General features: G+C 70.8%; 19 protein-coding genes and 5 pseudogenes. 16 read left to right on the top strand and 8 right to left on the bottom strand.

What is annotated here, in order from left to right:
* Positions 1–161: 161 nt before the first annotated feature.
* Positions 162–1,302, top strand: a pseudogene (locus KIF24_RS23895) (hypothetical protein).
* A 194-nt stretch (positions 1,303–1,496) separates the two neighbouring features.
* Here the strand turns inward: KIF24_RS23895 and KIF24_RS23890 are convergent.
* The 3 genes and pseudogenes from KIF24_RS23890 to KIF24_RS23880 all read right to left on the bottom strand — a co-directional run.
* The gene (locus tag KIF24_RS23890) at positions 1,497–1,850 is read right to left on the bottom strand and encodes a nitroreductase/quinone reductase family protein (RefSeq protein ID WP_221085932.1); all 354 of its coding nucleotides are present in this window, start codon (positions 1,848–1,850) and stop codon (positions 1,497–1,499) included.
* A gap of 148 nt (positions 1,851–1,998) precedes the next feature.
* Positions 1,999–4,215: a peptidase M6 immune inhibitor A gene (locus tag KIF24_RS34725; protein WP_331461260.1), complete on the bottom strand. Its 2,217-nt coding sequence runs from the start codon at positions 4,213–4,215 to the stop codon at positions 1,999–2,001.
* Between the two features lie 432 nt (positions 4,216–4,647).
* Positions 4,648–6,423, bottom strand: a pseudogene (locus tag KIF24_RS23880) (DUF3427 domain-containing protein); the annotation flags it as partial.
* Between KIF24_RS23880 and KIF24_RS23875 the strand changes: the two are divergent.
* The 4 genes and pseudogenes from KIF24_RS23875 to KIF24_RS23860 all read left to right on the top strand — a co-directional run bounded on the left by KIF24_RS23875 (position 6,416) and on the right by KIF24_RS23860 (position 9,561).
* Positions 6,416–8,328 (top strand): annotated as a pseudogene (locus KIF24_RS23875) (IS1182 family transposase). The pseudogenes KIF24_RS23880 and KIF24_RS23875 sit on opposite strands and share 8 nt — an antisense overlap.
* Positions 8,329–8,667: 339 nt before the next feature.
* Positions 8,668–8,919, top strand: a complete 252-nt coding sequence (locus KIF24_RS23870) for a DivIVA domain-containing protein (protein WP_221085930.1) — start codon at positions 8,668–8,670, stop codon at positions 8,917–8,919.
* A gap of 16 nt (positions 8,920–8,935) precedes the next feature.
* Positions 8,936–9,150 (top strand): annotated as a pseudogene (locus tag KIF24_RS35185) (hypothetical protein); the annotation flags it as partial.
* A gap of 24 nt (positions 9,151–9,174) precedes the next feature.
* Complete coding sequence (locus tag KIF24_RS23860) at positions 9,175–9,561, top strand: GIY-YIG nuclease family protein (protein WP_221085929.1); 387 nt, start codon at positions 9,175–9,177, stop codon at positions 9,559–9,561.
* 455 nt (positions 9,562–10,016) lie between these two features.
* Here KIF24_RS23860 and KIF24_RS23855 read toward each other — a convergent pair whose 3' ends face one another.
* Complete coding sequence (locus KIF24_RS23855; RefSeq protein ID WP_221085928.1) at positions 10,017–10,565, bottom strand: GNAT family N-acetyltransferase; 549 nt, start codon at positions 10,563–10,565, stop codon at positions 10,017–10,019.
* Positions 10,562–12,061 (bottom strand): helix-turn-helix domain-containing protein, encoded by a 1,500-nt coding sequence (locus KIF24_RS33390; protein ID WP_331461259.1) that lies wholly within the window; start codon positions 12,059–12,061, stop codon positions 10,562–10,564. Before KIF24_RS33390 ends, KIF24_RS23855 begins: the two co-directional genes overlap by 4 nt.
* A 172-nt stretch (positions 12,062–12,233) precedes the next feature.
* Between KIF24_RS33390 and KIF24_RS23845 the strand changes: the two genes are divergently transcribed.
* The 5 genes from KIF24_RS23845 (at position 12,234) to KIF24_RS33385 (ending at position 15,147) form a co-directional block, all read left to right on the top strand.
* Positions 12,234–12,692 carry a glycine-rich domain-containing protein gene (locus KIF24_RS23845; protein WP_221085927.1) on the top strand — a complete coding sequence of 153 codons (459 nt, stop codon included), beginning with the start codon at positions 12,234–12,236 and terminating at the stop codon, positions 12,690–12,692.
* A gap of 63 nt (positions 12,693–12,755) precedes the next feature.
* A complete protein-coding gene (locus tag KIF24_RS23840) occupies positions 12,756–13,559 on the top strand; it encodes a protein kinase family protein (protein ID WP_221085926.1) in 804 nt (267 codons plus the stop codon).
* 182 nt (positions 13,560–13,741) lie between these two features.
* On the top strand, positions 13,742–13,996 hold the full coding sequence (locus KIF24_RS23835; RefSeq protein WP_221085925.1) for a hypothetical protein: 255 nt from the start codon (positions 13,742–13,744) through the stop codon (positions 13,994–13,996).
* Complete coding sequence (locus KIF24_RS23830; RefSeq protein WP_230415862.1) at positions 13,993–14,313, top strand: cell division protein DivIVA; 321 nt, start codon at positions 13,993–13,995, stop codon at positions 14,311–14,313. The genes KIF24_RS23835 and KIF24_RS23830 overlap by 4 nt, the downstream gene beginning before the upstream one ends.
* Positions 14,314–14,790: 477 nt before the next feature.
* The gene (locus KIF24_RS33385) at positions 14,791–15,147 is read left to right on the top strand and encodes an FAD-binding oxidoreductase (RefSeq protein WP_230415861.1); all 357 of its coding nucleotides are present in this window, start codon (positions 14,791–14,793) and stop codon (positions 15,145–15,147) included.
* Positions 15,148–15,195: 48 nt separating this feature from the next.
* Here KIF24_RS33385 and KIF24_RS23820 read toward each other — a convergent pair whose 3' ends face one another.
* The gene (locus KIF24_RS23820) at positions 15,196–15,516 is read right to left on the bottom strand and encodes a GYD domain-containing protein (protein ID WP_221085924.1); all 321 of its coding nucleotides are present in this window, start codon (positions 15,514–15,516) and stop codon (positions 15,196–15,198) included.
* Positions 15,517–15,850: 334 nt separating this feature from the next.
* Between KIF24_RS23820 and KIF24_RS23815 the strand changes: the two genes are divergently transcribed.
* The 6 genes and pseudogenes from KIF24_RS23815 to KIF24_RS23790 all read left to right on the top strand — a co-directional run bounded on the left by KIF24_RS23815 (position 15,851) and on the right by KIF24_RS23790 (position 23,862).
* The gene (locus KIF24_RS23815) at positions 15,851–17,461 is read left to right on the top strand and encodes a DHA2 family efflux MFS transporter permease subunit (protein WP_221085923.1); all 1,611 of its coding nucleotides are present in this window, start codon (positions 15,851–15,853) and stop codon (positions 17,459–17,461) included.
* A gap of 196 nt (positions 17,462–17,657) precedes the next feature.
* On the top strand, positions 17,658–18,986 hold the full coding sequence (locus KIF24_RS23810) for an AAA domain-containing protein (protein ID WP_230415860.1): 1,329 nt from the start codon (positions 17,658–17,660) through the stop codon (positions 18,984–18,986).
* 120 nt (positions 18,987–19,106) lie between these two features.
* The gene (locus KIF24_RS23805) at positions 19,107–19,769 is read left to right on the top strand and encodes a hypothetical protein (RefSeq protein WP_221085922.1); all 663 of its coding nucleotides are present in this window, start codon (positions 19,107–19,109) and stop codon (positions 19,767–19,769) included.
* An 18-nt stretch (positions 19,770–19,787) separates the two neighbouring features.
* Positions 19,788–20,048, top strand: a complete 261-nt coding sequence (locus KIF24_RS23800) for a hypothetical protein (protein ID WP_221085921.1) — start codon at positions 19,788–19,790, stop codon at positions 20,046–20,048.
* Entirely contained in the window at positions 20,045–20,449 is a 405-nt protein-coding gene (locus KIF24_RS23795; protein WP_331461258.1) for a hypothetical protein, read from the top strand. Before KIF24_RS23800 ends, KIF24_RS23795 begins: the two co-directional genes overlap by 4 nt.
* Positions 20,450–20,497: 48 nt before the next feature.
* A pseudogene (locus tag KIF24_RS23790) lies at positions 20,498–23,862 on the top strand (ATP-binding protein).
* 85 nt (positions 23,863–23,947) lie between these two features.
* Here KIF24_RS23790 and KIF24_RS23785 read toward each other — a convergent pair.
* Positions 23,948–24,805 carry an ABC transporter permease gene (locus tag KIF24_RS23785; RefSeq protein WP_221085920.1) on the bottom strand — a complete coding sequence of 286 codons (858 nt, stop codon included), beginning with the start codon at positions 24,803–24,805 and terminating at the stop codon, positions 23,948–23,950.
* Positions 24,802–25,815, bottom strand: coding sequence for an ATP-binding cassette domain-containing protein (locus KIF24_RS23780; RefSeq protein WP_221085919.1), 1,014 nt, complete (start codon positions 25,813–25,815; stop codon positions 24,802–24,804). The genes KIF24_RS23785 and KIF24_RS23780 overlap by 4 nt, the downstream gene beginning before the upstream one ends.
* Between the last annotated feature and the right edge of the window lie 220 nt (positions 25,816–26,035).

Here is a 26,035-nt window from a genome sequence, read left to right as displayed (position 1 = left end):
CTCGCCAGCCAGGCGAAACCGCCGTATCGCCCTAATTAGTCCACCGATCGGGTAATTCGCCCGGTCTTGGCCGTGTCCATGGTGGTGTCCGCAGCCGTTAACACTGTGACACCCCATCTGGTGGCCTGCGGTTGGTGGCATTCACGGCGAAGGAGTTCGGCGTGGCGAGGACTGATTCGACGGGTTCGACATGGCGGTACCGGTGGGCGCGCCGGCAGAACGAGCGCCGGCTGCGGTTGTTCCGCAGCGCCGAGGGAAGCTGGCGGCGGCGCGACGACGAACTGCGCCGCCTGCGTACGCTGGCCGAGCAGTGCCTTGGCACGGCCGGCGCGGGTGACGGCCTCCCGCTGGAACTTGCCCCCGACGAGGTCGTGCTCCGGGTGGTGCCGGCAGCGCAACTGGTCGAGGTGCGGCACACCGCCGTGCTGCCCGCCCCCGACCTGAGCGTCGCCGCCGAGGCCGGCCGGCTGGGTCAGCGCCTTCCCGACGGGGTGCGGGTCACCGACGCCGGCATGGCGGTGATCACCAACCGCCGGCTTGTCCTGCTCGGCGGGCGGGGCCGGCGCGACTGGGCGTACGGCCGGATGACCGGTCTCGCGCACGACCCGCACGCGTCCGTCACCCTGATCCAGGTGCTGGACCGGCGGCGCACCTCCGGGGTGTTGCTGCGCCCGGACGCGGCGGCCGAGTTCCGGTTCGTGCTCACCCTGGCCTTCGCCGACGCCATCGAGCAGCGCCAGGCGGTCATCGCCCAGCTCGACGAGCTGATCACCGAGCACGCCCGGTCGCGCCCGTCGCGGCCGGGCATCGCCACCCGGGCCAGGCCCGGCTGTTGGCGCTGATACCCGGCGGCCGGCGGACCGCGGTGGTCGCCGCCGCTCTCGCGGTGATGGTGCCGGTCGCGCTGGCCAACTCCGGCCCGTCCGACCCGACCAGCTCGGAAACCGCCGTCGCCGCGACTCCGGCACCGCCGGCCGCCGCCCCGGGCCGAAGAGCACCGCGTCGAAGAGCACCGCGTCGAAGGCGCCGCGCGCGACCGGTTCACCGGAGCCGCGGCGGGCCAGCCCGACGCCGGAGCGACGCTGCGGTGCCCCGACGAACCCGATGGGGTACGACTTCTGCGGCGGGAAGCGGATCCGCGAGCCCGCCCGTGAGGTGTGCGACCACTTCGACTGCGTGCCCGGGTTCTGGGAGGGGCGCGGCTACCTGGTGCAGTGCGAGGACAGCAAGGTCAGCCTCGCCGGCGGCAGCTCCCGGGCCTGCGGGGCGCACGGCGGCGTGCGCCGCACCGTCTGGCGCTGACCCGCGGCCCGCCCCCGGTCAGTGTGGTCAGTGCTGCTCGGCGGCCCGGTCGGCCAGGCGGGACAGGGCCGGCCCGGCGGCGAGGCTGACCCTGCCGCCATCACCCTGGCCCGCGGCATCCGTTGATCAGATCTTGGTACGGTCACGCCCCCTGAGGGGCGGTCTCGTACCAAGATCTGTCGGTCGACGGAGCGTCAGCCGAGGGGGACCTGGACGGCGACGTCGTGTCTCGGGTAGAGCGACGCGATCTGGTCGGCGCCGTACTTGTCGCGGAACATCGTCACCACGTGGTCGACCCGATCGGCCTCGGTGATGGGCGTGGCGCTCGAACTCAACGCGGTGCCGTCAACGGCCAGTTGGACCATCGGCGTCTGCCGGACGTTCTTGTACCACTGGCTGTCCGAGCCGGTCACCGGCACCAGGAAGACGTTGTCGTCTTCCTGGACGAACCACACCGGATGGGTGATCTGCCGCCCGGTCCGGCGGCCGGTCACGGTCAGCTCGACCTCGCGTACGTCCTGGAGTGCGTCCCCGATCGCGTTGGTCATGATGTCCTCCGGTGCCTGCCCTCGACGATGCCCCTGCCCGCCAGGCTAGGGACCGCCGCCGGCTTGCGCCGCCGGTTCCGGCGCCTTCACCCGGAACACAGAGAACTCCCGGTGCCGCGGGACGCGACACCGGGAGTTCCTGTCCGGGTCAGCTCAGCGGCGCACCGCCGGGCTGCACCACCTTGTTCACCGTCAGGGTGTACGGCGCGTACTGCGTCACCTGCTCGGTGGGCTCGTCGTAGGCGACGATGGCGACCACCTTGGGGAAGGCGGTCAGCAGCGCCGTCTGGATCAGCCCGAGGGTGAAGCCCGACTTGCCGTCGACCTCGAATTGCAGGGCCAGCTTGAGCCGCTCGTCGATGCCGACGAACCGGACGTTCCAGTTCGCCACCGGCGTCGGGTGGATCTCCGAGGGCGAGTCGAACGGTTCGAGGCTCGACCCGTCGCTGACCAGCGTGCCACCGACGGCGATGTCGTCGATGAGCAGGCCACCCTCGTTGACGCCACCGTCACTGACGTAGCGGAAGCTGAGCAGCACCTCCTGTCCGGCGTACGCCGACAGGTCGAACGAGTGCGGCTCGAAGCCCTCGGTGGTGCCGTTCAACGCCGGGCCGAGCGGACCGGCGACGGTCTCCTCACCGGGGATGACGGTGTAGCTCTCGCCACCGTCGGTCGAGACGCTCACGTAGCCGTAGTCGTAGCCGGTCTCGGCGCCGTACTTCGCGAGGAAGGTCAGCGTCGGGTCGGCGGCCGGCACGGTCACCGGCGTGACGGCGGCGACGTCGAGGCTGTTGCCGTTGCCGGACCAGAGCACCGAGTTGCCCGGCTGGTCCGGGTCGTCGGTCACGGTCGTCCAGGCCAGCGGGACCGGCGGCAGCGCCTTCGCACCCGCGAACTTGATCGAACGCAGGTCGCCCCGGCCCAGCGGCTTGCCGTTGGCCTTCTGCAACGGAATGTAGTCGGCGCCGTTCGGCGCCGCACCCGCGGTCGCGTACGACGCCGGGTTGGCCAGGTTGACCGTGGCGTCGAGGCTGGCCGTGGTGACCTTGCGCTTGTCGGCCCCGAGCATGATGCCGAACTTCGAGTTGCCCACGATCCGGTCGACCAGGTTCATCGTCTGGTAGTCGTGGATCACGTCGTACATGTCCTTGACGCCCTCGTCCTTGAGCGCCGCCTCAAGGCTGGCAAGCCCCTGCAGGTCGCCGTCCTGGTGCAGCCGGGAGATGAAGTCCAGGCCGTACCGGTCGAAGAGGAACAGGCTGAACGCGTAGACGTTGCCGTAGTCGGCAAGGACCGCGCTCGGATTGTTCCCCTCGTTCCAGAGGTTGATGGAGTTCTCCGGGCCGCCGCAGTCCCGGGGGTTGGTGTTGTACTCCGTCTGCACCGTGCCGAAGCCCTGGAAGCAGTAGATGTGGCTGTCCGCGCCGGGCTCGGCCACGGTGGCCGTGGCATCGACGTAGCCGCCGAGCGTCTGGGCGAAGTCGGAGAGACCCTCGTTGAGCCAGGTGGTCTCGAATGGGTCGGTGTAGTAGTGCGCCAGGTGCTGCCACTCGTGGATGAACGTGCCCTCGTACAGGCTGGGGCGGGCAGGCCGGCTGGTGCACAGGTCGTCGGTCGGCTCGTTCGGCGGGTTCGCACCGGTGCGGTGCGCCCAGTCGAACGCGTCGATCGTCATGATGTTGCGGTCGAGCAGCTCGTTGAAGAGCGAGAAGTGGAACCCGGCGATGTAGGTCGGGGCGGCCGGGAAGTCGTAGAAGTTGTCGTCCCGGACGTTGTCGACGAGCGTGACCGTCCGGTTGCCGGCGCCGGTGAAGTCGCCGGCGATCGAGGCGTTGCTGCCGTCCCGGTCCGGCGGGGTGCTGAACGCGGCCGTCGACTTCGGATACATGTTGGTGTCGAACTCGTTGACCAGGTGCGCGACCTGCTGGTCCGTGACGACCGTCGAGTTCTCGATCTGCCGGCGGCAGTCACCCTCCGGGAACGCGGTGTCGTTGGCGACCCAGACCTCGATGTTGTCGCCCACGCCACGCAGCGTGTAGTCCTTGAAGTAGATCACGCCGTTGTAGTCGTCGAGCGCGAGCCACTGCCGCACCGTGCCGACCGGCGGCGTCTCGGCGGCCTGGGACTGCCGCGCCTGGCTGCGAGGCTGGTACTGGGTGGGCGCCTCGACCCGCTCACCGTTGAGGGTGAACTCCTTGCGGGTGAGTTCGCGGACATCGCTGGCGAGCCCGCTGGCCGGTGCCGGAACGGGCTTCACCGCTGCGGCCTCCGGGCTGGCCGATGCGGTGGCCGGCTGGGTGATGACGTAGAGTAACGGTAGGACGATGGCGCTGGCTGCTATCCCCGCGAAGCGGCGTCGTGCCACGAAACCTCCTCATAGGTGGAAGACCCACCCGGCCAGGGGTGACCCAGGAGCCGGTGGATCTGCGCACGCTGATCGAACGTCTCCGTATCCTGTCCACGTCGCCCCGGATGAGGCAACCCTTCGCCGCCATCGATCAGCCGGGACGAGTCGATCGGCCACCTTTTGCGGAATTCGAGGCCGGGCATTCGGCGATGCCGGTCAGCCTCGGCGGGCAGCAATGTGGCGACTCATCAACGCTGCCTATGCGGCCGGGCTGCGGGTCGCGGACTGGCCGGGCAGCGTTACCGGCCGTCAGGCCGCAGAGGTGCTGCACCGCTTCTTCGGCACACCCCAAGCGGCTGGCCTGAGGTAGATGTCTGCCCGCACTGCGGACTGCATCCGAATGCAGGCCTTGGTGAGAGAAGTGGTGCCGGTTCCATGGCGACACAGGGCTCAGGCGGCGATGGCGCGGGCGGCGGCGAACATGTCGGCAGGCAGCGGGTGGCGTAGCCGCCACATGATCCGCATCGGACGGTCGTCGGTGTGCTCCTGGTGCGTCATAGGCCCGGCGTACAGGTAGGCAGGTGCGCCCAGGTCACGGTCCGGCACCCGGGTCTCCCGTACGAAGAGATGGACGGTGGAGCCGCGGGAGACGTGGTGGATGTAGCGCTGCCCGGTGGCTGACGCTGACGACGTGGTGCTCTGCGACTCCCACTGGAACAGCGTGTCGGTGACGGCCCGGTCGGCGTACATCGTGGTGGGGGAGTAGTGCTGTGCTGACTTGACCAGGGTGACGAAGAAGATGTCGGCCTTGGCGTCCGGTAGCCACTTCACCCCTTCCCGCAACGATCCCGGGTTCGGCATGCCGAAGGCGGCGCACGCCTCGTTGCGGCTGTACCGGGCGTACACCTTCAGCGGCAGCCCTTCGACCGGCCGCGTGACCCGGTGTATCCGGTCGCGGAGCACCTCGGCCACCTGCCGCAGCTCGGCACAGCGCGCCGGCTCGGCCCAGAGCCGCGTCAGCCGTTCCTCGCGTTCGGTGAGCGGTGCGTTCGGCCCCCAGAGGTCGAAGTGCAGCATGTCCCACAGCGGTCCGGCCGCCGGCCGCTCGCCCGCCGCCACCCGAGCTAAAAGGTCGAGCCGGTCCGGATCGTCCAGGTGCAGCAGCCGCCCGATGGCCCGGCCCAACTCGCGGTCATCCGACCCACCCGGCGAGGCTTCCAACCCGGCGAGCCGCCGCAGCCCGGTCCACCCGCCGTAGCTCGCCGACCGGTAGACGTCCTCGATCTCCACGCCAGCCTCGCGCAGGAACTCGCCCAGGCTCACGTCCCCGAGCAGCCGCAGCTCCTTCACCAGCCCGGTCTTCGAGGTCGGCATCGCTGAGCGCAGGTTGGCCAGCACGATGTCCTTGGCCACCCGGTCGAGCTGGATGTGGCAGCCGCTCGGCAGGGACGGGAAGTCGTCGCGTACCGCTTCGGTTATCGCGCGGCGGCTGACCCCGGTCAGAGCGCGCCAGCGGAGGTCGAAGCGGAAGTTGGCGTGCTGCCCGCCGATGAAGTCGAGCACGGTCAGGCACGGTTTGTCGTCGTCCAGCCGCAGCCCACGGCCGAGCTGCTGAAGGAAGATCGTGGCGCTCTCGGTGGGTCGCAGCATCAGGATCGTGTCGACCATCGGCAGGTCGACACCCTCGTTGAACAGGTCGACTGTGAACAGCACCCGACGCGTGCCGTCCTTGAAGTCCTTCAGCAGCGCTTGCCGATCCACCGTCCGGGAGGTCACCGCCGCCGACGGCACACCATGCCTGCTGAACCAGTCCGCCATGAACTCGGCGTGCCCGATGCTCACGCAGAATCCGAGCGCCCGCATCCGGTCGACGTCGACGCTGTCCCGTACCGCCCGCAGCACCATCCGTGCCCGCGCGTCGTTGCCGGTGTAGACGCCGTCCAGCTCGGTCGGGTCGTACCCCTGCCCGCGCTTCCACCGAAGCTGCGACAGGTCGACATCGTCGTGCAGCCCGAAATACTGGAACGGCGCGAGCAGTTGCCGCTCCAGCGCCTCCCACAGATGCAGCTCAACGGCGGCGCGACCATCGAACCACCGCCGCACGTCGCCGCCGTCACTGCGGTCGGGCGTCGCCGTCAATCCCAGCAGTACGCGCGGCCGTAGCCGCTCCAGCAGCCGGGCGTACGTCGGCGCCTCCGCGTGGTGGAACTCGTCGACAATGACCAAGGGCTCGACTGGCCGGGCTTCGCCCCAAGTTGGCGGCATGTCGGCTTCTGTCCGAGATGCCACATCTCGGACAGAAGCCGCAGGCACCGCTGGAACCAAAGCAATGCCTCGGCGGCTTCCTACACTTGAGGGCGAGGAGACCCCAGGGCTCAGGCAAGGACTCTGTTGGCTAACTCGCTGTAGCGGGTGGTTGCTTGACCTTGGCGGCGGTCGTATGTCCTGTATGGAATATGGTGCCCGGATGTCGATGAGGCCCTGGGTGTCGGTGGAGATCCCAGCGCAGACGGTGGCGGTGGTTCAGGCGGCTTGTCCGGGTGGTACCCGGGTGACCCGGGTCCGTGACGCGCTCGGGCCGATCTTCGACGATCAGGAGTTCGCCGGCTGGTTCGCGGCCGAGGGGCGTAGCGCGGTGGCGCCGGGCCTGCTGGCGATGGTGTGCGTGTTGCAGGCGATGGAGGATCTGACCGATCGGGATGCCGCCGACGCGGTCCGGACCCGGATGGACTGGAAGTACGCGCTGGGCTTGGCGTTGGACGACACCGGGTTCCACTACTCGGTGCTCTCGGAGTTCCGCGACCGCCTGGCCGTTGACGAGCGGGCGGTACGTCTGCTGGAGTTGATGCTGGACGCGGCCAAACGCGTGGGTCTGCTGCGCGGCGGCGGCAAGGCGCGTACCGATTCCACCCATGTCCTGGCCAAGATCAGCATGCTGGGTCGGCTGGAACGCGTCGGTGAGACGGTCCGGGCCGCGTTGAACCAGCTCACCCAGGTCGCGCCGGGCTGGCTGGCACCGCGGATCCATCCCGAGTGGGAACAGCGGTATAGCCGACGCATCGACTCCGCGCATCTACCCGCCGCCGAACAGGCCCGCGACCGGTTCGGGCAGGCAGTGTCCGCCGACGGTGCGGCCCTGCTCGCGGCCATCGACGCCGACCCCGATGCGGCATGGCTGAACAACCTTCCGGCGATCGACGCCCTCCGCAAGATCTGGGACCAGGAATGCGTCCTGGACCAGCACGGCGCCTGGATGCTGCGACACGGGCGGATCCGGGAAGGAGCAGACTTCCTGGAATCCCCTTTCGACCTCGACTCACGATGGAGCCGTAAACGCGACACGACCTGGCAGGGCTACAAGGCCCACCTGACCGAGACCTGCGACACCAGCGGCCCGCACCTGATCATCGCGGTCCGCACCACATCGGCCACCGACCCCGACAACGCCACCCTGCCCTCGATCAGCGCCGACCTGGAAGCCCGCGACCTCACCCCGACCGAGCACTACCTGGACGAGGGCTACGTCACCGCCGACGCCGTCGCCCGCGCCGCCCTCCAGGGCACCGAGATCATCGGGCCGCTCGCCCGTGACACCTCCTGGCAAGCCCGAGCCGGTCGAGGCTTCGACCGTGACAGCTTCCGCCTCGACTTCGACCGCCGCACCGCGATCTGCCCCGCCGGCAAGATCAGCACCACGTGGAAGCCCCGCGCCCACAACAGCGGACCCGGCACCGCGATCGCGTTCGCCGACACCGACTGCCGCCTATGCCCGATGCGCGCCCACTGCACGACCAGCACCACCACCGGCAGGCAGATCGTCATCCCCAGCCGCGAACTCTCCGAGATCCAACTGACAACCGCGCTGCCCGCAACGACCCCGACTGGCAGCAGCGCTACAACACCCGAGCCGGGATCGAGGGCACCATCTCCCCAGCAGCCCGCGCCCACCACCTACGCCGCAACCGTTACACCGGCCTGCCCAAGACCCGCGTCCAACACATCCTCACCGCCTGCGGCATGAACGCCGCCCGGATCGCCGACTGGACCCACCGCAACAACCACCCCGCCCCCACCCGGCCCCGGACACCCTTCAAGAGCCTCTGCCGGAAAGCCAAGATCACAGCGAGTTAGCCAACAGAGTCCTTGCCTGAGCCCTGGTCGCCGTATAGCTCGCCGGTCTCGATGAGGATCGTGATGGCCTGGCGGACGGTCGTCGGGGCTGGCGACCTCGTACATCTCGGCGGGCGCCTTCGTCGACGGCAGCTTGTGGCCGGGCGGCCACACGCCCGAAGCAATGTGCCCCTGATATCGGCGATGATCCATCGGTAGTGAAACAGGCAGACCCGGGAAGGTGCTGGGCTCCGGTCGATACGGAGCGCGGTCGTACCGACCGTCCCCGCCCGCCTCGGTGCCACCTCATGCAGCGCAAAGGAGGGTCATGCAGTCGACGGACAAGGAGGCGCCGCAGCGATGATCTACGTGAGCGGCGAACGCCTGCACCCACACCACGTCCACGTCCGCGCCGCCTTCGACACCCGCTGGCGCGGCGTCGACCCGGACCAGGTCAACGACTACCTCAACCGGGTCGCCGACGAACTCGACCGCCTGCACCGCGAGTTGCCACCGCGAACACCGAGGTTCGAACGCATCCGCCAGGCGCTGCGGCAGTGGCAGTCCCGCCACACCGCACCGTTTTCACCAAACAGCCGGGGTCCGCAATGACCGCACCCCCTGGGTCATCCACCTGTCCACCTGCTGACCAGCTTCGACGGCACAGTCATCCTCGCCACCGCACTCCGAGAGTCGCTCGGCCACGTCACCGCCATTGACTTCGGTGAGACCACGCTCAGCGAGGAGGATCGCCAGTTCCTGCGTACCCGGATCTGGTGAGACGCCAAGCTCAAAGGCGCCGGCCGCTGCCGACGTCGCAACGACCACGACGGCCCGTACGGGGCCATGGGGGAGTAGCCTCCGGGCATGCCCGACCCCTTGATCGACGACCTGCTGGCCGGCTTCACGGCGCCCCGGCCGTACACGATGGAAGCCGCCGCCGACGCTCTCCGCGCGCCCGGCGTGCACGTGCTCCTCGACGGCGGCGCGGTCATCTACGTCGGCCGGACCGGGAACCTGCGCAACCGCCTCCGTCAGCACCTGACCGGCAACCGCGAGTCGTCGGTGCTGCACGACCAGGTCGGCCAGCTCCTCGACAAGCAGGGACCGGTGGCGACAGCACGGGACATCGCCGGCTGGCTCGGCCAGCGCGAGGTCCGCTGGCAGGAGACCGACAACCCGGAGGGTACGAAGGAAGCCCTGATACTGGCCCTCAAGCCGCGCTTCAACCGGCAGGTGCCGAAGCCGCACTGATGAAGGATCATGCCCGCTGGCTGATCGTCTTGACCGACCCGCTTGGCCACCAGACTTGAACAACTATGGCGCACTAGTGGAATCCGTAGAAGGATCTCGGGAACTGCTGGCCACGGTCCTCGTGAGCCGTCCCTTGAGGACTTACAGGGACCGGGTCGGATAGCGGCAAGGCGGCAGAAGGGGCAAATCGGTGAACTTGAGCTCGGCGTCCGATGCCGAGATCGTGCGTGCGATCAACAGCGGCTCAATCGACGCGGAAGACCTGGCGAGCAGCAGCGGGTGGCGGAGAATCTGCCAGGCTAGGGGCCGCAACTTTTCGGCCGTGGATGAAGAGGCGTGGCAGGAACTCTGCTCGTACCGCGGTTACGTCCTGTCACGGCGCAATCCTCGCGGGTTCTAGCGTAGGGCAAGTCACAGCGTGGGTTACGAACGATCGGCGTACCGGAGTTCTCGGCCTAGCGACGGCCGGTGAACTCTGCGCACATCAGCACGTCGAAGATCGGCGCGCCCTCCCATGCCGGATGGAGCTGCGCCATCTTCTTCCATCCCCAAGCTCGGTATGCCTCCTGGGCTCGAGCATTGTCGGGGCGGACGAGTAGGGTCAGCCGCTTTTCTGGACGGCTTTCGACCAGCTTGTCGTGGAGCGCTCGCGCGATACCTTTTCGCTGCCAGGCTGGGCGTACGAGCAACTCGCTCAGGGCGAAAGTGCGGTGGCCGTCCTCGCGGGTGAAGTCCGGAGGAACGTCGCCCCGGATGCCCTCCCACCAGCGAGTCTTCGGCGACAGGGGAAAACCGTACGCATAGCCCACTAGGTGTCCGTCGACCTCAGCGGTAAGCAACGTCCAGCCAGCAACCTTCATGTGCCCGGCAAGCTGCTGTCGGTAGCGTTCTTCGTTGTAGAACGCTCCGTCGCCGGCATGGGCGTCGAGGTAGACCTGGACCAAGACGTCGACCAGGGCTTGTGCCGCGACGGCGTCGTGCTGTCGCATCTCTAGTTCGTTCATTGCTTGAACACCCTGCTGTATGCCTCAATGAACGTACGCGCCGGATTCGACTGTTCACGACCGAGGTGCGACTTGACCTGGGCAAAGTGACGCATGGTTCGCCCTGAACAGAGCCCCTTGACCGCTGGCAGTACCTGAAGCCCAGTCAGCGCGGCTGACTGGACATCACCGGATCGATATTCGGCCTCCGCGAGGCGGACCGTGTAGTGCACCTGGTTGCGGCGATGCGCGGCGTGGGGGCCGCTGCTGATGGCCCTGAAGGACTCGGCGGCACGGGTTGGCTTGCCGAGAGCGAGGAATGACAGCCCTTGGATGCCGGTCAGCTCCTGGGCGGTGACGAACTGAAGAAACGGCAGGTCGTCCTCGTGGAGCCCGTGGTCGAATTCGTGACGCGCCTTCGTCATCTCCCGGTTGAACCCGCCCACGTCGTTGAGATGTGCGTAGGCGTGGGCCGCTCGCAGCCGCAACAAAGTCCTCAGTCGGGGGGCCGCCCAGCCTCGGGAGGCGCGGAGCGCGGCTTCGGCGCAGTGCAGTGACTCGGCGGGGTGATCTTCGCGAGTCAGCAAGGACAGGCAGGCCAGCGCACGAACCTCCTCGCGCGGATCGTCGGCGATCCTGGCACGGGTGATTGCGTCGTTCAGGTACGGGCGTGCTTGGTGGCGGCGGTCTGCGTCGACTGCCAGCCAGGCAACTTGGTTAGCAAGATCAGCCAGCGCGGATTGGAGGGCTTCGCCGAGCCCGCGACCGTATTGGGAGGTCGCTGCCCAGGCAGAGAGGCGGGTGTGGATACCCATCGCCACATCGCACAACTCATCGGCCCCAAGCGCGGCGTCGGCCTGCCTGAACCGCTCGACCAGCGAGCCGGCGAGACGGATGTGCTCCATGCCGATGGCGTCAGCGTTGCGGTCCGCCTTCGCCAATGTGTCAAGCAGACTGTTGCCCGCGAGACCAGCTAGGGCGGCAAGCGCGGTGAATCGGCGGCGGTCCGTGGTGCCACCTCCTTCATCGGGAGCCGCCTCCAGGGTAGTTGGCACCACGGCGGGGACACCGGTCGCAGGAGGCTCGTCTGGCGGAACCTCGGCTGCGATTTGCCCGGTCTGCATCGTCAGCGTTCGCGAGGGCAGGCTGAACCACAGTTGAACCTCTGGAACCCGTAGCAGCGCCGCCCAATGTGAGAGTCGGTCCAAGTGCACCAGAGGGGGGCCGTTTTCCACGCGGCTGAGCTGGGCCTGGGTGATGCCCAACCAGCTCGCCACCACGGCCTGCGGCAACGCGGCCCGCCCGTGATACGGGTGGTGTCGGTACGCCCGGATCACCCGTCCGAGGTGTCGCTCCACCAGGGCCGCCCGCAGCGGCGGGTGCGACCAGAACGACGCCGGCACCTCCGGCGGTGCGCTCAGCCTGTCGCGTTCGGCGGACTGGCAGGGTGCGCAGCGTCCGCTGTCGTTGTCGCGGGCCAGGCGTGCCCCGCAGCGGGGGCAGTTCGCAGGTGTCACCGGCAACCTCGCCGTTCGCGGCTGTCCATTGCGCTCCGTCGAGCCTAACCATTCAAACGCCTTTCTGGGCTCGCGGTATACGCACCGCGTATATCGGCAATGCTTACAGCGTTATGACCTTCGATGGCATCTGGGCGCAGCCTGCGGTGAGACCACCAACGGAAGGAGCAGGATGCTCACCATCGATCGGGTCAGTTCCGGCCGAGCGCTCGTCTCCGACGAGCTGTTCACCCAGCTGACCGCCCGCATCGCCCACGACCACCCCGAACTGGTCCCCGACCTGCCGGCCAGGATCCTGGATCAGGCGCTCGCCTTCCTCGGGACCTGCGCCACCGCCACCGGACCCCTCGGTCCGAGCGACATGGTCGACATCGGCTGGCACACGTTCATCCTGCACACCCGTGAGTACGCCGAGTTCTGCCAGCGCGTCGCCGGGCGGTTCATCCACCACCAGCCGGAGTCCACATCGGAGGAGCCGCCCTCCGGACCTGAGCCGATCGGCGCTCCGATCTCCCGGACGGTCGCCGCGATCACCGCCGCCGGCTTCGCTGTCGATCATGAGCTGTGGGGCGGCCGGGTGGCCGACTGCACCCAGTGCCACGCTGGCTGCACCGACAGCCCGACTCGCTAGGCAGGCCACCAGCGGTCCCGGGCATACACTGCCCGGGACCGTTCGCCCTCGGGAGGCCACCGGATGCCGCGTCGCCGCGACTGGCACGAGCTTCCCGGGGAGGTACGCTGGCAGATCGAACAACGCACCGGGGCTGTCCATGCGGTCTACTCCGTACCGACCGGTGCTTCCTGCGACCTGGCCGCCGTTGTCGACACCGACACCGGCCGGGTCTTCTGCAAGGGTGGCGAGACTGAGGGCCCGACCGCCTGGCTCTATCGCAACGAGGCCCGCGTCAATCCCTGGCTGCCTGATGTGGCTCCCCGTCTGCGCTGGACAGTCGAAGCGCACGGCTGGTTGATCCTCGGCTTCGAGTACGTTGCCGGCCGGCATCCCGACCTCGCTCCAGGATCGCCGGATCTGACTGCGGTCGCGGAACTGCTCGCCATCCAGAGCCGCCTGCTCACACCCAGCCCGCCCGTCCAGGTGCAGCACTTCGCTGACCGTTGGCGAGGGCTGATCGCTCCCGACCTGGTCAACGGCGAGACGCTTCTGCACACCGACGTGACGCCGCGGAACTTCCTCGTCGCCGACCGACTGCGACTCGTCGACTGGTCCAGCCCGGCGCGCGGTGCGGCGTGGATCGACACCGCCCTCATGCTGGTCCGTCTCGTCCGCACTGGCCATCCTCCCGCCGGAGCCGAAGCATGGGCCGCGCAGATCCCGACATGGGCGCACGCCTCCGACGAAGCGCTGCACGCCTTCGCCGACGGGCTGGTGCGCCTGTGGGAACGCAAGCAACGGTCCGCACCCGGCCCGCACCATGGACCGCTGATTGATGCCGCCCGCCGATGGCGGGACCACCGGGTGAGCCGCAACGGTCGGTAGCCCGACCGCATACGACATGTGCATGTCGCCTACTTCGCCCACGTCATACGGCCCGCCCTACTGATCCACAACTCTGCAGGACATGGCCCGGGGCGGGTGCTGGGCTCCGGCGGTACTGCGTCCCCCGTCGTGGCTGCGCTGTCCCCGCCCGCCTCGGTGCCACACCAGACCAGGGGAGGGACATGGATTCGATCGACGGGCTGCTCGGCGAGTTGCCGATGCCGCCGTACGTGACCGCCGAGGACGTCGGTTTCGCCGTGAAGGCAATGACCGTGCATGCCGCTGAGCAGTGGCCCGAGGGGCCGCGCTGCCGTAACGATCGTGCGCCGCATCCGTGCCGGCTGCACCGCTGGGGGCGGCGGGTGCTGGACCGGCGTGGCCTCAGCGACCGGCAGGTGCAGGCGCTGATCGCCGAGCAGGAGGCACCGCGGCGATGATCTACGTGACCGGGGAGCGCCTGCACGCGCACCACATACGCGCCGTTGACATCGACCGGCGCTGGCGGGGCCTCGGCCCGCACCACGTGCATGACTACCTGAACCGGGCAGCCGACGAGATCGACAGACTGCATCGGGAGTTGACGACCGCCAACACCGAGGCCGAGCGGATCCGGCAGGCGTTGCGGCAGTGGCAGTCCCGGCACGCCGACTGCCGGCAGGCCGCATCCCGGCGGTTCGAGGCCGCGCCGCCGGGCCACGCTCACGCCGACTGCCGGTCGGCAACCTACGACCACCCAACGGGGGAGCAGCGGTGAGCCGCGAGGCGGTGACCCGTTGGCTGCGGCTGGTCGGGGCGGACGCGGAGCTGTCGGCGTACCTCATCGGGGTTGATCTGGAACGGCTCGCCGCGCACCTGGCCCGGCGGCTCGCGGCCGGCGGAGCGGTGCTGGACGGCTGGCCGGGGCTGCCGGAGGCGCAGCGGCGGCGGGCCGCCGACTACCTGGACGGGGTGCTCGCGTCGGGCGACCAGGCGGTGATCACGCAGGTTGCCGCGAGCTTCCGGGCAGCCTGGAGGAGCGCTGCCCGGGGCTGCTGCCGGAGCCGGTGGCGGCATTGGTCGTCGCCGCGTTGGCCCGGCTGGTCGGTGGCGGTGGTGACCGGGCCGGGCGGTTGGCGCTGCTGGCGGTGCTCGGGCGGGTCCACCGCCGGTACCGGCTGCGACCCGAACACGGCCCACTGCTCGGTGCCGCGCTGGCAGCGGTTGCGCCGCTGCTGTGCCCGCCGCCGGGCGGATGGGCGACGGGCCGGCGTTCTGGCCGGCCGAGGTCATCGGCCGCGACCTGGCCGCCGAGGGCACCGCGATCCTGACGGTACGCCCCTGGCGGCGGCTGCCGTTCCGACCCGGTCAGGCGGTGCCGGTCTGCGTGCCGCAGCACCCCGGCCGGCGGCGCTGGTACTGCCCGGCCAATGCGCCGCGCCCCGACGGCACCGTCGAGTTGCACGTCCGCGCGGTCCCCGCCGGCACCGTCTCGCACAGCCTCGATCGCGGTCCAGTTCGGGCGCCGGCCTCCTCGGCTTCCGCGATCATGGAGCTGTGGCTCCCGAATGGTGAGCTTATGTACCTTCTATCCAGTGCCACAATTTCATGATCGACGGGGGGACCTGCCGCGGTCAGGGTTGGTGGAGTAGGGGCCGTGTCAGTGGCCCGGGGGCTGGTAGGTGATGGGTAGCCGGACCGCCGCGTCGATCTCCTCCGCGGTCAGCAGCGGAACGGTGCGGGTGTCCACGCCGCCCGCCGCCCGCACGGCGATTCCGAGTGCGGCGGCGGTCACGGTGTCCGGCACCTCGCAGATCACGTAGAGGTCGACCTGGCCGAGCGCGTAGTAGACGGCCTCCACCTGGCCGCCGGCGTTCTCGATGAGGGACCCGATCACCTCGGCCCGCGCCGTTCCGCCCTCCTTGGCCAGCCCCTCCATCCCCGGGATCGTGTAGGTCGCCGTGACCAGGAACTTCGCCACGCTGGCACCACCTTCCCTAGCCTGGACCGCTTCGACCGCCCTCGACCGTGCCGGCCGCCCTCGACCGTGCCGGCGCGCCGCGCGGACCGTCCCGACCGCGCTCGCCGCGGCTACCCGCTTTTCGGCCGGTTACGCCATCGCGCTGTGGGAGCCGCCGTGGCCGTGCTCACAGAACGCTCTGCTGGCCGCAAAACCGGCGGCGAAGTGTCGGTGGCGGGAGCTACTGTGCGCTGCGGGCTTCACCCTTTTCGCACGTCGCGCCGGGGTCGCAACCGGCCACCACGTCGGCCACCACCGCTCGTCCCTTCGGTCAGATCCCACAACAGGAGACCTCGTGACACAGCAATCTGTCGCGGCACCGCAGCCTGTCCCGACATCGGACAAGCTCGACGCCGCGGTGCTCAAGGTGGCCGGCGTCGTCGTGCTCGGTGCGCTGATGTCGATCCTCGACGTGACGGTGGTCAGCGTCGCGCTGCCGACGTTCCAGAGCGAGTTCGACGCGTCGTACGCCCGGGTGGCGTGGACGATGACGGGTTACACGCTCGCGCTGGCCACGGTGATCCCGCTCAGCGGGTGGGCCGCCGACCGGTTCGGCACCAAACGCCTCTACATGATGGCCCTGGCGCTGTTCACCATCGGCTCGGGCCTGTGCGCCACCGCCGACACGATCGGCGAGTTGATCACTTACCGGGTGTTGCAGGGCCTCGGCGGCGGCATGCTCATGCCGATCGGTATGGCGATCATGACGCGGGCGGCCGGGCCGAACCGGATCGGCCGGTTGATGGCCGTGCTCGGCATCCCGATGCTGCTCGGCCCGATCGGCGGCCCGATCCTCGGCGGCTGGCTGATCGACGTGGCGAGCTGGCACTGGATCTTCCTGATCAACCTGCCGATCGGCGTCATCGCGCTGGTCTACGCGCAGCTGGCGCTGCCGGCGGACAGTCCCCAGCCGTCCGAGTCGTTCGACTTCCTCGGCATGCTGATGCTCTCGCCGGGCCTCGCCCTGTTCCTCTACGGCGTCTCCACGCTGCCCGAGGCCGGCACGTTCGCCGACCCGGAGGTGTGGGTGCCGATGCTGATCGGTGCCGCGCTGGTGGTGGCGTTCGTCCTCTACTCCTTCAAGCCCCGGCACCCGCTGCTCGACCTGCGGCTGTTCCGCAACCCCAGGCTCACCGTCGCGGCGGTGACCATGTTCGTCTTCATCATCGCGTTCATGGGCGCCGGGCTGCTGTTCCCGAGCTACTTCCTCCAGGTGCGCGGCGAGTCGACGCTGCACGCCGGCCTGCTGATGGCCCCGCAGGGCATCGGCGCCATGGTCACCATGCCGATCGCCGGCATGCTCGCCGACAAGGTGCCGGTCGGCCGGACGGTGCCGTTCGCGCTGCTGCTCATCCTCGCCGGGTTCTTCACCTTCACCCAGCTCGACGCGGACACCTCGTACGTACTGCTCTGCGGCGCGCTGTTCGTGATGGGCCTGGGCATGGGCGGCACCATGATGCCGATCATGACCTCGGCGTTGAAGACGCTGACCGGGCACGACGTGGCCCGAGGTTCCACGCTGGTGAACATCCTCCAGCAGATCGGCGGCTCCGTCGGCGCCGCGACGATGTCGGTGATCCTCACCAACGAGCTGAACGGCTCCCGGCCGATCCCCGGCCTGACCGGCCCGAACGGCGAGCCGGTCACCGAGGCCGGCCTGGCGATCGCCGCCCAGCAGCGGCCGGAGTTGGCGCAGCAGGTTCCCGACCCGTCGCTCATCGAGCGGGGTCTCGACTTCGCCGCCAACTCCTTCGCCACCACCTTCTGGGTGGCGTTCGCGCTGGTGGCGGCGACGTTCATCCCGGCCGCGTTCCTGCCGCGCCGGCGTGAGCGGTCGCACCTGCTGGACGACCAGCTCGGCGACCAGCCGGGTGACCAGCCGAGGACGCCGGTCGTCGTGCACTGACCTCCGCCCATGCCGACCGCCGTCGGGTTGCGGCAGGTCGGGCCCCGGCGAGGCGGAGGCGCCGACCGCCGTCGGGTTGCGGCAGGTCGGGCCCCGGCGAGGCGGAGGCCCTGACCTGCCGTATCCCGGGCGGGCCGGGAGGCGGCGCGGGGGTAGGCGGCTGGCGGGTAGGGTGCGGCCGGTGGGGGAGATGGGCTTGACGCCGCAGCTGGCGGTGCCGCCGGCGGTCGAGGCCGAGCGGGTGATCACCGCCGTGCTGGCGGAGCTGCGTTCGGGTGACCACCGGGGGGTGGTGGTCGACTCGCCGCCCGGTGCCGGCAAGTCGACCCTGGTCGTCCGGGCCGCCGTCGAGCTGGCCGGTGGCGGTGCGCCGTTGATGGTCATCGCGCAGACCAACGAGCAGGTTGACGACCTGATCGACCGGCTCGCCGGGAAGGCCCCAGAGCTGCGCGTCGGTCGGCTCTCCGCCGCGGACTACCGGCCGTCGCCACGGGTGACGACCCACCGGCACGTCCGGGTCGCCGCGAAGGTCACCGACCTCGCCGCCTCGGCCGTGGTCATCGGTACGGCCGCCAAGTGGGCCACGGTCACCGAGGGCTGCTGGCCGTGGGCGATCGTGGACGAGGCGTACCAGATGCGCTCGGACGCCCTGCTGCGCGTGGCCGGCCGGTTCGAGCGGGCCCTGTTCGTGGGGGATCCGGGGCAGCTCGACCCCTTCTCCACCGTGGAGACCGGCCGGTGGGCGGGGCTGACCTGGGATCCGATGCAGTCGGCGGTGGCGGTGCTGCTGCGCCACAACCCACAGCTGCCGGTGCACCGGCTGCCCGTGTCGTGGCGGCTGCCCGCCTCGGCCGCACCGGTCGTGTCCCGGGCCTTCTACCCGTTCACCGGCTTCCGCGCCGGCACCGCGCCCGCCGACCGGGCGCTGCAACTGACCGAGGCCGGGCCCGGTGACACGGTCGACCGGGCGGTCGAGCTGGCCGCCGCCACCGGGTGGGCGCTGCACGAGCTGCCGGCCCGACACGCCCTGCGTACCGATGCCGAGGCTGCCGGCGCCTGTGCCGCGCTCGCGCTGAGGGTGCTGCGGCGCGGCGCGGTCGCGGTCTGCGAGCGGGCGCCCGGCGGCGCGCCGGTCACCGCGGACCGGATCGCCGTCGGGGCCGCGCACCGTGACCAGGTCGCGGTCATCCGGGCGCAGCTGGGCGAGGCCGGCGCGGACGTCACCGTCGACACCGCCAACCGCCTCCAGGGCCGCGAGTACGACGTGACGATCGTGCTGCATCCGCTGTCGGGCCGGCGCGACGCGACCGCCTTCCACCTGGAGTCGGGGCGGCTCTGCGTGCTCGCCTCCCGGCACCGGCAGGCCTGCGTGGTGGTGGCCCGCGCCGGCATCGCCGAGCTGCTGGACGCCCACCCGTCGACCGAGGCGCCGCAGCTGGACGTGCCGGTCAGGTTCCCCGACGGCTGGGAGGCCAACCAGGCCGTCCTGGCCCACCTGGCCACGGTGGCCCGCCCGGCGCGCTGACAAGCGGCGACGGCATGCAGGATGAACGGATTCACGCCGTCGTCGATCACCGGGATTCATGTCGGTGTCCCGATAGAACGGCGATTCAGATGATCTGTCCCCGTCTATAGCGTGAGACGGGTGAGATCCCCATCTGCTCCGTTGTCCCGACGCGGGCTGCTCGCCGGCACCGCGGTCGTCTCGGCCGCCGCCGTCACCGCACCCGTCGCCACCGCACCCGCCCGCGCGGCCAGCCCGGCCCGCGCGGCACTACCGGCGGTCACCCGCAACGGGATCGCCACCGCCCGACTGGCCGTCCCGGCGGCCCTCCAACCCGACCTGCACGAGCGGCTGGGCGCCTGGCTGGCGTTCTGGTCGGCGAACTCGCCGCGCGGGTGGAGTGTCCCCACCGAGGTGGCCGGCCAGGCCGACCCCGCCGGTGACGCCTTCACCCTGCACGCCATCCGGGTCGTGGTGGCCGACCGGCCGGTCGAGGCCTTCCTCGCCGGCCGGATCGACCACGCCCACCTAGGCACCCTGGCCAGCCTGCACCACCACTTCGGGCAGGTCACCGTCGTGGCCGGCGGCGGGCTGCGGGTGGTCGACGGCGAGGCCGGGTTCACCGACTCACCCGAACAGGTCGCGTTCGCGTTCGCGGCCTGTCACCAACTGTGGGGCGTGCGTACCGCCCGGGTCGCCACCTGGCGGCACCTGGCCGGGCACGTCGACGCCGCTTCCCGCTCCGGCTGGGCGGCCTTCACCAGGACGGCCCTGCGGCGCGGACTGCGGACCGACACGTACTGACGAACCGGAGGAAAAGACATGGCACGCCACGAGTTCCGCTTCGTGGTCGACGGCGTCGACCTCACATCCGAGCAGCAGAGCCAGATCGCCGGTGAGATCCAGAAGGCGGGTCTGGCCGCGCTATCGATCGCCGGCACGAAGCTCACCAACCCCCTCGCCCTCGGCCACGCCAACCTGCGACTGAGGCCGGAGTGGTACGGCCTCTGGGTGATCGACGGCCCGTTCGCCCAGGACCTCGGCGAGAAGATCAACGACATCGGCTTCTGGCTACAGAAGTGACCGGACCGCCGGACCGGCCCGCCCCACCGGAGCGGATGTGCCCGAGTACGCCCGCGGCGAACGCCACGGTCTTCCTCGGCATGATCACTCCGGCGGGCCGGGTCGCCTACGTCACTCCGGCGTTGCCCGCCGAGGTGGCGGTCAGCGCGGCGGCAGAGGCGGGCGCCCCGGTCCAGGCGCAGTACCGGCTCGCCGGTCCCTGCGTCACCAGCCGGTGCGGCTTCTGGACCGGTGAGCACTGCGGGCTCGGCGAACGCCTCGTCGCCTCGTACGCGGAGACCGTCGGTGAACCGGAGGTCGACCTGCCGCGCTGCGCCATCCGGCGGACCTGCCGCTGGTTCGCCGAACAGGGACCGGCCGCCTGCGCGGCCTGCGCCCACGTCGTCACCGACGCCCGCTGAGGCTCGGCAGCCGCGCCGTGTCGGTGGTGTCGGCTACCGTCGGTTGCCATGAGGGCTCGGTCCGGCGGGGTCATGATCGGGCGGGATCACCCCGCCAGCCTGCTGCGCGCCGAGGTCGACCGGGCCACGGCCAGCCACGGCGGTCTCGTCCTGGTGACCGGCGAACCGGGCATCGGCAAGACCACCCTGGTGACCGCCGCCGCCGACGAGGCCCGCCGGCAGGGCGCGCTGGTGCTCGGGGCCGCCTGCTGGGATTCCGCGAGCGCCCCCGGTTACTGGCCCTGGACGCAGGTGTTGCGCGGGCTGCGGCGGTCGCCCGACGACTGGGCGGTGGCCCGGGAGTCCGCCGAGCCGGCACTCGCGTTGCTGCTCGGCGAGGTGACCGCCCCGGTGACCGCCGACCAGGCGGCGCTGCACCCGGCCGCGGCGCACGCCGGAGCCGTCGTCGCCGACCGGGTCGGCCGGCGGATCGTTGTCGCCGGCCGACGGGGGCGACGGTGGCGAGCAGGAGGCGTTCGCCCTCTTCGACGCGGTCACCACCGCGCTGGTCGCGGTCTCCCAGCGCCGGCCGGTCATGGTGATCCTCGACGACCTGCACTGGGCCGACGCGGCGTCGATGCGGCTGCTCCGGTTCGCCGCCCAGCACACCTGGTTCGAGCGGCTGCTGCTCGTCGGCACCTACCGCGACGCCGAGGTCGAGGCCGGCGACCACCCGCTGCGCCCGCTGCTGATGTCGCTGGTGGCCAAGGCCACCACGGTCACCCTCACCGGTCTGTCCCGGGACGAGGTCGGCGCGCTGATGACCCGCACCGCAGGCCGGCAGCCCGACGCCCACTGCGTCGACGACGTGCACCGGCGCACCGGCGGCAACCCCTTCTTCGTCGAGCAGACCGCCCGGCTGTGGCACATCGACGGCGCGTTGACCACGATCCCTCCCGGCGTACGCGAGGTGGTGAGCCGTCGGCTGGACCATCTGCCGGCGATGGTGGTCGACGCGCTCACCCAGGCCGCCGTGCTGGGCCGGGAGTTCCACGGCGAGGTCCTCGCGGCCAGCGCCGGTCTGCCCGGGACCCGGGTCGACGAGCTCCTCGACGTCGCGGTCACCGCGCGGCTGGTGCTCGCCGGGAGCGACGGCCGCTACTCGTTCGCCCACGACCTGGTGCGCGAGACGCTGTACGACGGTCTCGGCGACGAGGACCGCAGGGCCCGGCACGCCGCCGTGGTCCGGGCGGTGGACGAGCACACCGCGCTGGACCAGTTGCTGATCCCGGCGGACCTCGCCCGCCACGCCTGGCTCGCCGGCGAGCACCTCGACGCGTCCCGGTGCACCGAACTGCTGCTCGTCGCCGCCCGGGACGCCAGCTGCCGGTTGGCGCTGGAGGAGTCCTGCGTCCACCTCCGTCGCGCGCTGGAGGTGGTGCGGGACGACTCGCAGCGAGTCAGGACCATGATGGAGCTGGCCGACCGGCTGTTCCACAGCGCCGAGCGTGAGCAGGCCCACCGGCTGCTCGCGCAGGCCAGCGCGCTGGCCCTGACGATCGACGACGCCCCGCTGCTGGCCCGGTTCGCGCTCAGCGTGCACCGCCAGTGCCAGCTCAACCCGGTGCTCGTCGCCGACGCCGAGGCGCTGGTCCGGGAGGCCTACCGGCGGCTCGTCGGCCCGCCCGACGACGTCACCTCGGTGGCCTCCCTCGAAGCCGACCTGATCACCGCCACCGAGGCCCTGGCCCGCCGGGTCCGCGACGACGAGGCACTCACCTTCAGCCTGTGGGCCCGGCACGACTCCACCTGGGGCTTGGGCACGGCGCAGGACCGGGCCGCCCTGACCGCGGAGATCCGTGACGTGGCCCGTCGCGGCGGCGACCGGGAGTCCGAGCTGTGGTCCACCTCGCTGCGCTGGGTTGCCCTGCTGGAGCTCGGCGACCGCCGATACCTGGACGAACTCGACGCGTTCGTGACCGCGGGCCGGCAGACCGAGAAGGTCCGGCACCGGATGGCCGGCGCCATCGACAGCGGCATCATCCGCGCCTTCCGGGGCGACTTCGCCGGCGCCGAAGCCTGCTTCGCCGAGCTCGACGAACTCGGCGAGCGGGAACACAACGACCACGCCTTCCTCGGCCATCACCTGCGCTGGTCGTTGCTGCTGCTGCGGGGCCGCTTCGACGAGATCGACACTCTGCTCGGCGCGCTCAACATCACCGACCACCCGCAGCTGGAGCTGCTCCGGGCGCTCACCGCCGCCGAACGCGGCGACCACCGGACCGCCGCCCGGCTCACCGCGCAGATCGAGGCCGCCGGCACCGGGTACGCCGGGCCGGTCGCCCCGTTGTGGCTGCGGCTGCGCGCCCAGGCCACGGTCGCCGACCCGAGCCGCTGCGCCGGGGCCCGACAGGCGCTGCTGCCCTACCGGGGGCAGTGGCTCGTCTCGCTGTTCGGCTGCGACCTCAGCGGCCCGGTCGACCACTGGCTCGCCGTGATCGACGCCGCGGAGCAGCGCTGGGACGCGGCGGTCGCCGGGTTCTCCGCCGCTCGCGCCGACGCCGACCGGATGGGTGCCCGCCCGTGGTCACTGATCGCCCGGGCCGCGCTCGTCGACGCCCTGACCCGCCGGGGTGACCCGGGTGACGCGGCGACCGCCGCCGCCCTGCGCGCCGACACCGAGCGGGCGGCGCGGGAACTCGACATGCCGCAGATACTCACCCGACTCACCGAAATCGCGCCGAAGGAGCCGGCGGCGGCAAGATCGGTGGCGGCCGGGTCGGTGGTGGCAAGGTCGGCCCAGGGGCGGGTGGCGATCGGGTCGGCGGCGGTGGGGCGGCCGGGCCGGCGCTGGAGGGGCGGTGGGCAACGACGGTGCGTCGGGCCCGGCGTACGAGTTCCGCCGCGACGGTGCCGTCTGGCGGCTCACCTACGACGGCGCCACCGCCCACCTGCCCGACGCCAAGGGACTGCACGACCTGCGGCTGCTGCTCGGCCGCCCGGGCGTCGACGTGCCCGCGGTGGAGATGCTGGACCCGGCGGCCGGGCCGGAACTCGTCGCCGCCCGTCGGATGGGTGGCGACGAGGTGCTCGACGACGAGGCGAAGAACCGCTACCGGCGTCATCTGGAGCGGCTCGACGACGAGATCGACCGGGCGGCCGGGCGGGGCGACCGGGCGAGGATTGCCGCGTTGGACGCCGAGCGGCAGGCTCTGCTCGACCAGTTGCGCGCGGCGGCCGGGCTGGCCGGACGCACCCGCCGGCTCGGCGACGAGGCGGAACGGGCCCGCAAGACGGTCACCGCCCGGATCCGCGACACGTTGCGTCGTCTCGACGAGGGGCACCCGCCGCTCGCCGCCCACCTGCGCGACACCGTCGCCACCGGTGCCGCCTGCCGCTACCTCCCGCCCACCCGCCTCCCCTGGCGCTTCTGACACCGCCGACCACAGATCTTGGTGCGAAACCGCCGGGAGGGCGTCTCCGCACCAAGATCCGGGCCGCGCCGGTGGTGCTGGCGGGTCAGCGCCGGTTGTAGCGGTACATGGTGAGGGTGCCGAAGACCACCACGAACACCGCGCTCCAGACCATGATCCACATCATGGCCGAGGCGTCCGTGGTCCCGGCCATCGCCGCGCGCACCGACGAGACGAGGTGCGTGATCGGGTTGGCCTTGACGAACGCCTGTAGCCAGCCGGGCATGGTGGACGGGTCGACGAAGACGTTGCTCAGGAAGGTCAGTGGGAACAGCACCATCATGCTGACCCCCATCACGGACTTCTCGCTGCGCAGGATCAGCCCGAAGAACGTCCAGACCCAGGAGAACGCGAACGAGAAGACCACCAGCAGGCCGATCCCGGCGAGAACACCGACCACCCCGCCGTCGGGACGGAAGCCGAGCACCACCCCGACGGTCAGGATCACCAGCGCCGCGAGGACGTAGCGCAGCACATCGCCGACGATCATGCCGACCAGGGCCGCCGGCCGCCAGACCGGCAACGTCCGGAACCTGTCGAAGACGCCCTTCTCGATGTCGGTGTTCAGCCCGACACCCGTGTACATGGTGATCATGACGACGCTGGTCACCATGATGCCCGGCAGGAAGAACTGCAGGTAGTCACGCGGGCTGTCGGCGAGCGCGCCGCCGAAGAGGTACGTGAACATCAGCACCATGATGATCGGGAACGCCGTCACGTCGAACAACTGCTCCGGCACGTGCTTGATCTTCAGCAGCGCCCGCCAGCTGAAGGTCAGCGAGGCCGACAGCGGGCTCGGCCGGGGCGGTCGCGCACCCGGTGCGAGGACCGTCGCCAGCGCCTCCGACGAGGGCACGTAGACCGTCGGCGCCCGACCGGTCGAGGTGGCGGTTTCGCTGCTCATCGGGCTGCCTCCAGCTCGTCGTCCCGCTCGTCCTCGGTTGCTACGGCAGGGTGGTCGGTCAGGGCCAGGAAGACCTCGTCCAGGCTCGGCTGGCCGAGGGAGAAGTCGTCCACCACTATCCCGGCGCGGGACAGCTCGCCCAGCGCCCGGGCGGCCTGCGCGCCGGCGTCCAGGTCGCTGCCGTCACCGCCGACCCGGGCGGTCATCGCCACCGGATCGGCCTCCAACTGCACCGGCACGCCCAGCGCCGCCCGTAGCACCTCCTCGGCCTCGGGCCGCTGGCCCGGATCCCGCAGCCGCAGGTGGACGGTGCCGGAACCGACCGACGACTTCAACTCGCCCGGGGTGCCCTCCGCGATCACCCGGCCGTGGTCGACCACCGCGATCCGGCTGGCCAGCTTGTCGGCCTCGTCGAGATATTGCGTGGTCAGCAGCACGGTGGTGCCGTGCGCCACCACCGCCCGGATGATCTCCCACACCTGGTTGCGGCTGCGCGGGTCCAGCCCGGTCGTCGGCTCGTCCAGGAACAGCAGATCAGGCGTGTTGAGGATGCTCGCCGCAATGTCGATGCGCCGCCGCATGCCGCCCGAATACTTCTTGACCTGCCGCCCGGCCGCCTCGGTCAGCCCGAACGCGGCCAGCAGCTGCTCCGCCCGCTGCTGGGCGGCCGGCTTGCGCAGCCCGAGCAACCGGCCCAGCAGGATCAGGTTCTCCGTGCCGGTCAGATCCTCGTCCACCGAGGCGTACTGGCCGGTGAGGCTGACCCGGGCGCGGACCGCGTCGGCCTCGGCGACCACGTCGTGGCCGAACACCCGCGCCCGCCCGCCGTCCGGGCGTAGCAGCGTGGCCAGCACGCGTACCGCCGTGGTCTTGCCGGCCCCGTTCGGGCCGAGCAGCCCGTACACCGCGCCGGCGGGCACCTCGAGGTCGATGCCGGCGAGCGCGCGGGTCTCGCCGAACGACCGGGTCAGGCCCTCGGCCTCGATTGCGAGGCCGGTGCGTCTACTCATGATCTTGATCTTTCCTTCCGATCGCCACGTCCGCGAGCCGGCCGCGCGTCACTTCCGCGGCCCGCCGTCCCACAACACCCCACCGGTACGACACAATCGTCGCTCGCCCGGCCGTCCGCCTGCTACAACGAGCGCGGCCGGCGATGGGTGGCCCGCCCACCCCACAGGCGCGAGACAGCGGACAGCCGCCGCTAGATCGGATCTAGCGGCGGCTGCCCGC

It is taken from the genome of Micromonospora tarapacensis (assembly GCF_019697375.1).
GTDB classification, from domain to species: Bacteria; Actinomycetota; Actinomycetes; order Mycobacteriales; family Micromonosporaceae; genus Micromonospora; species Micromonospora tarapacensis.
This window is presented reverse-complemented; position numbering and strand designations above follow the sequence as displayed.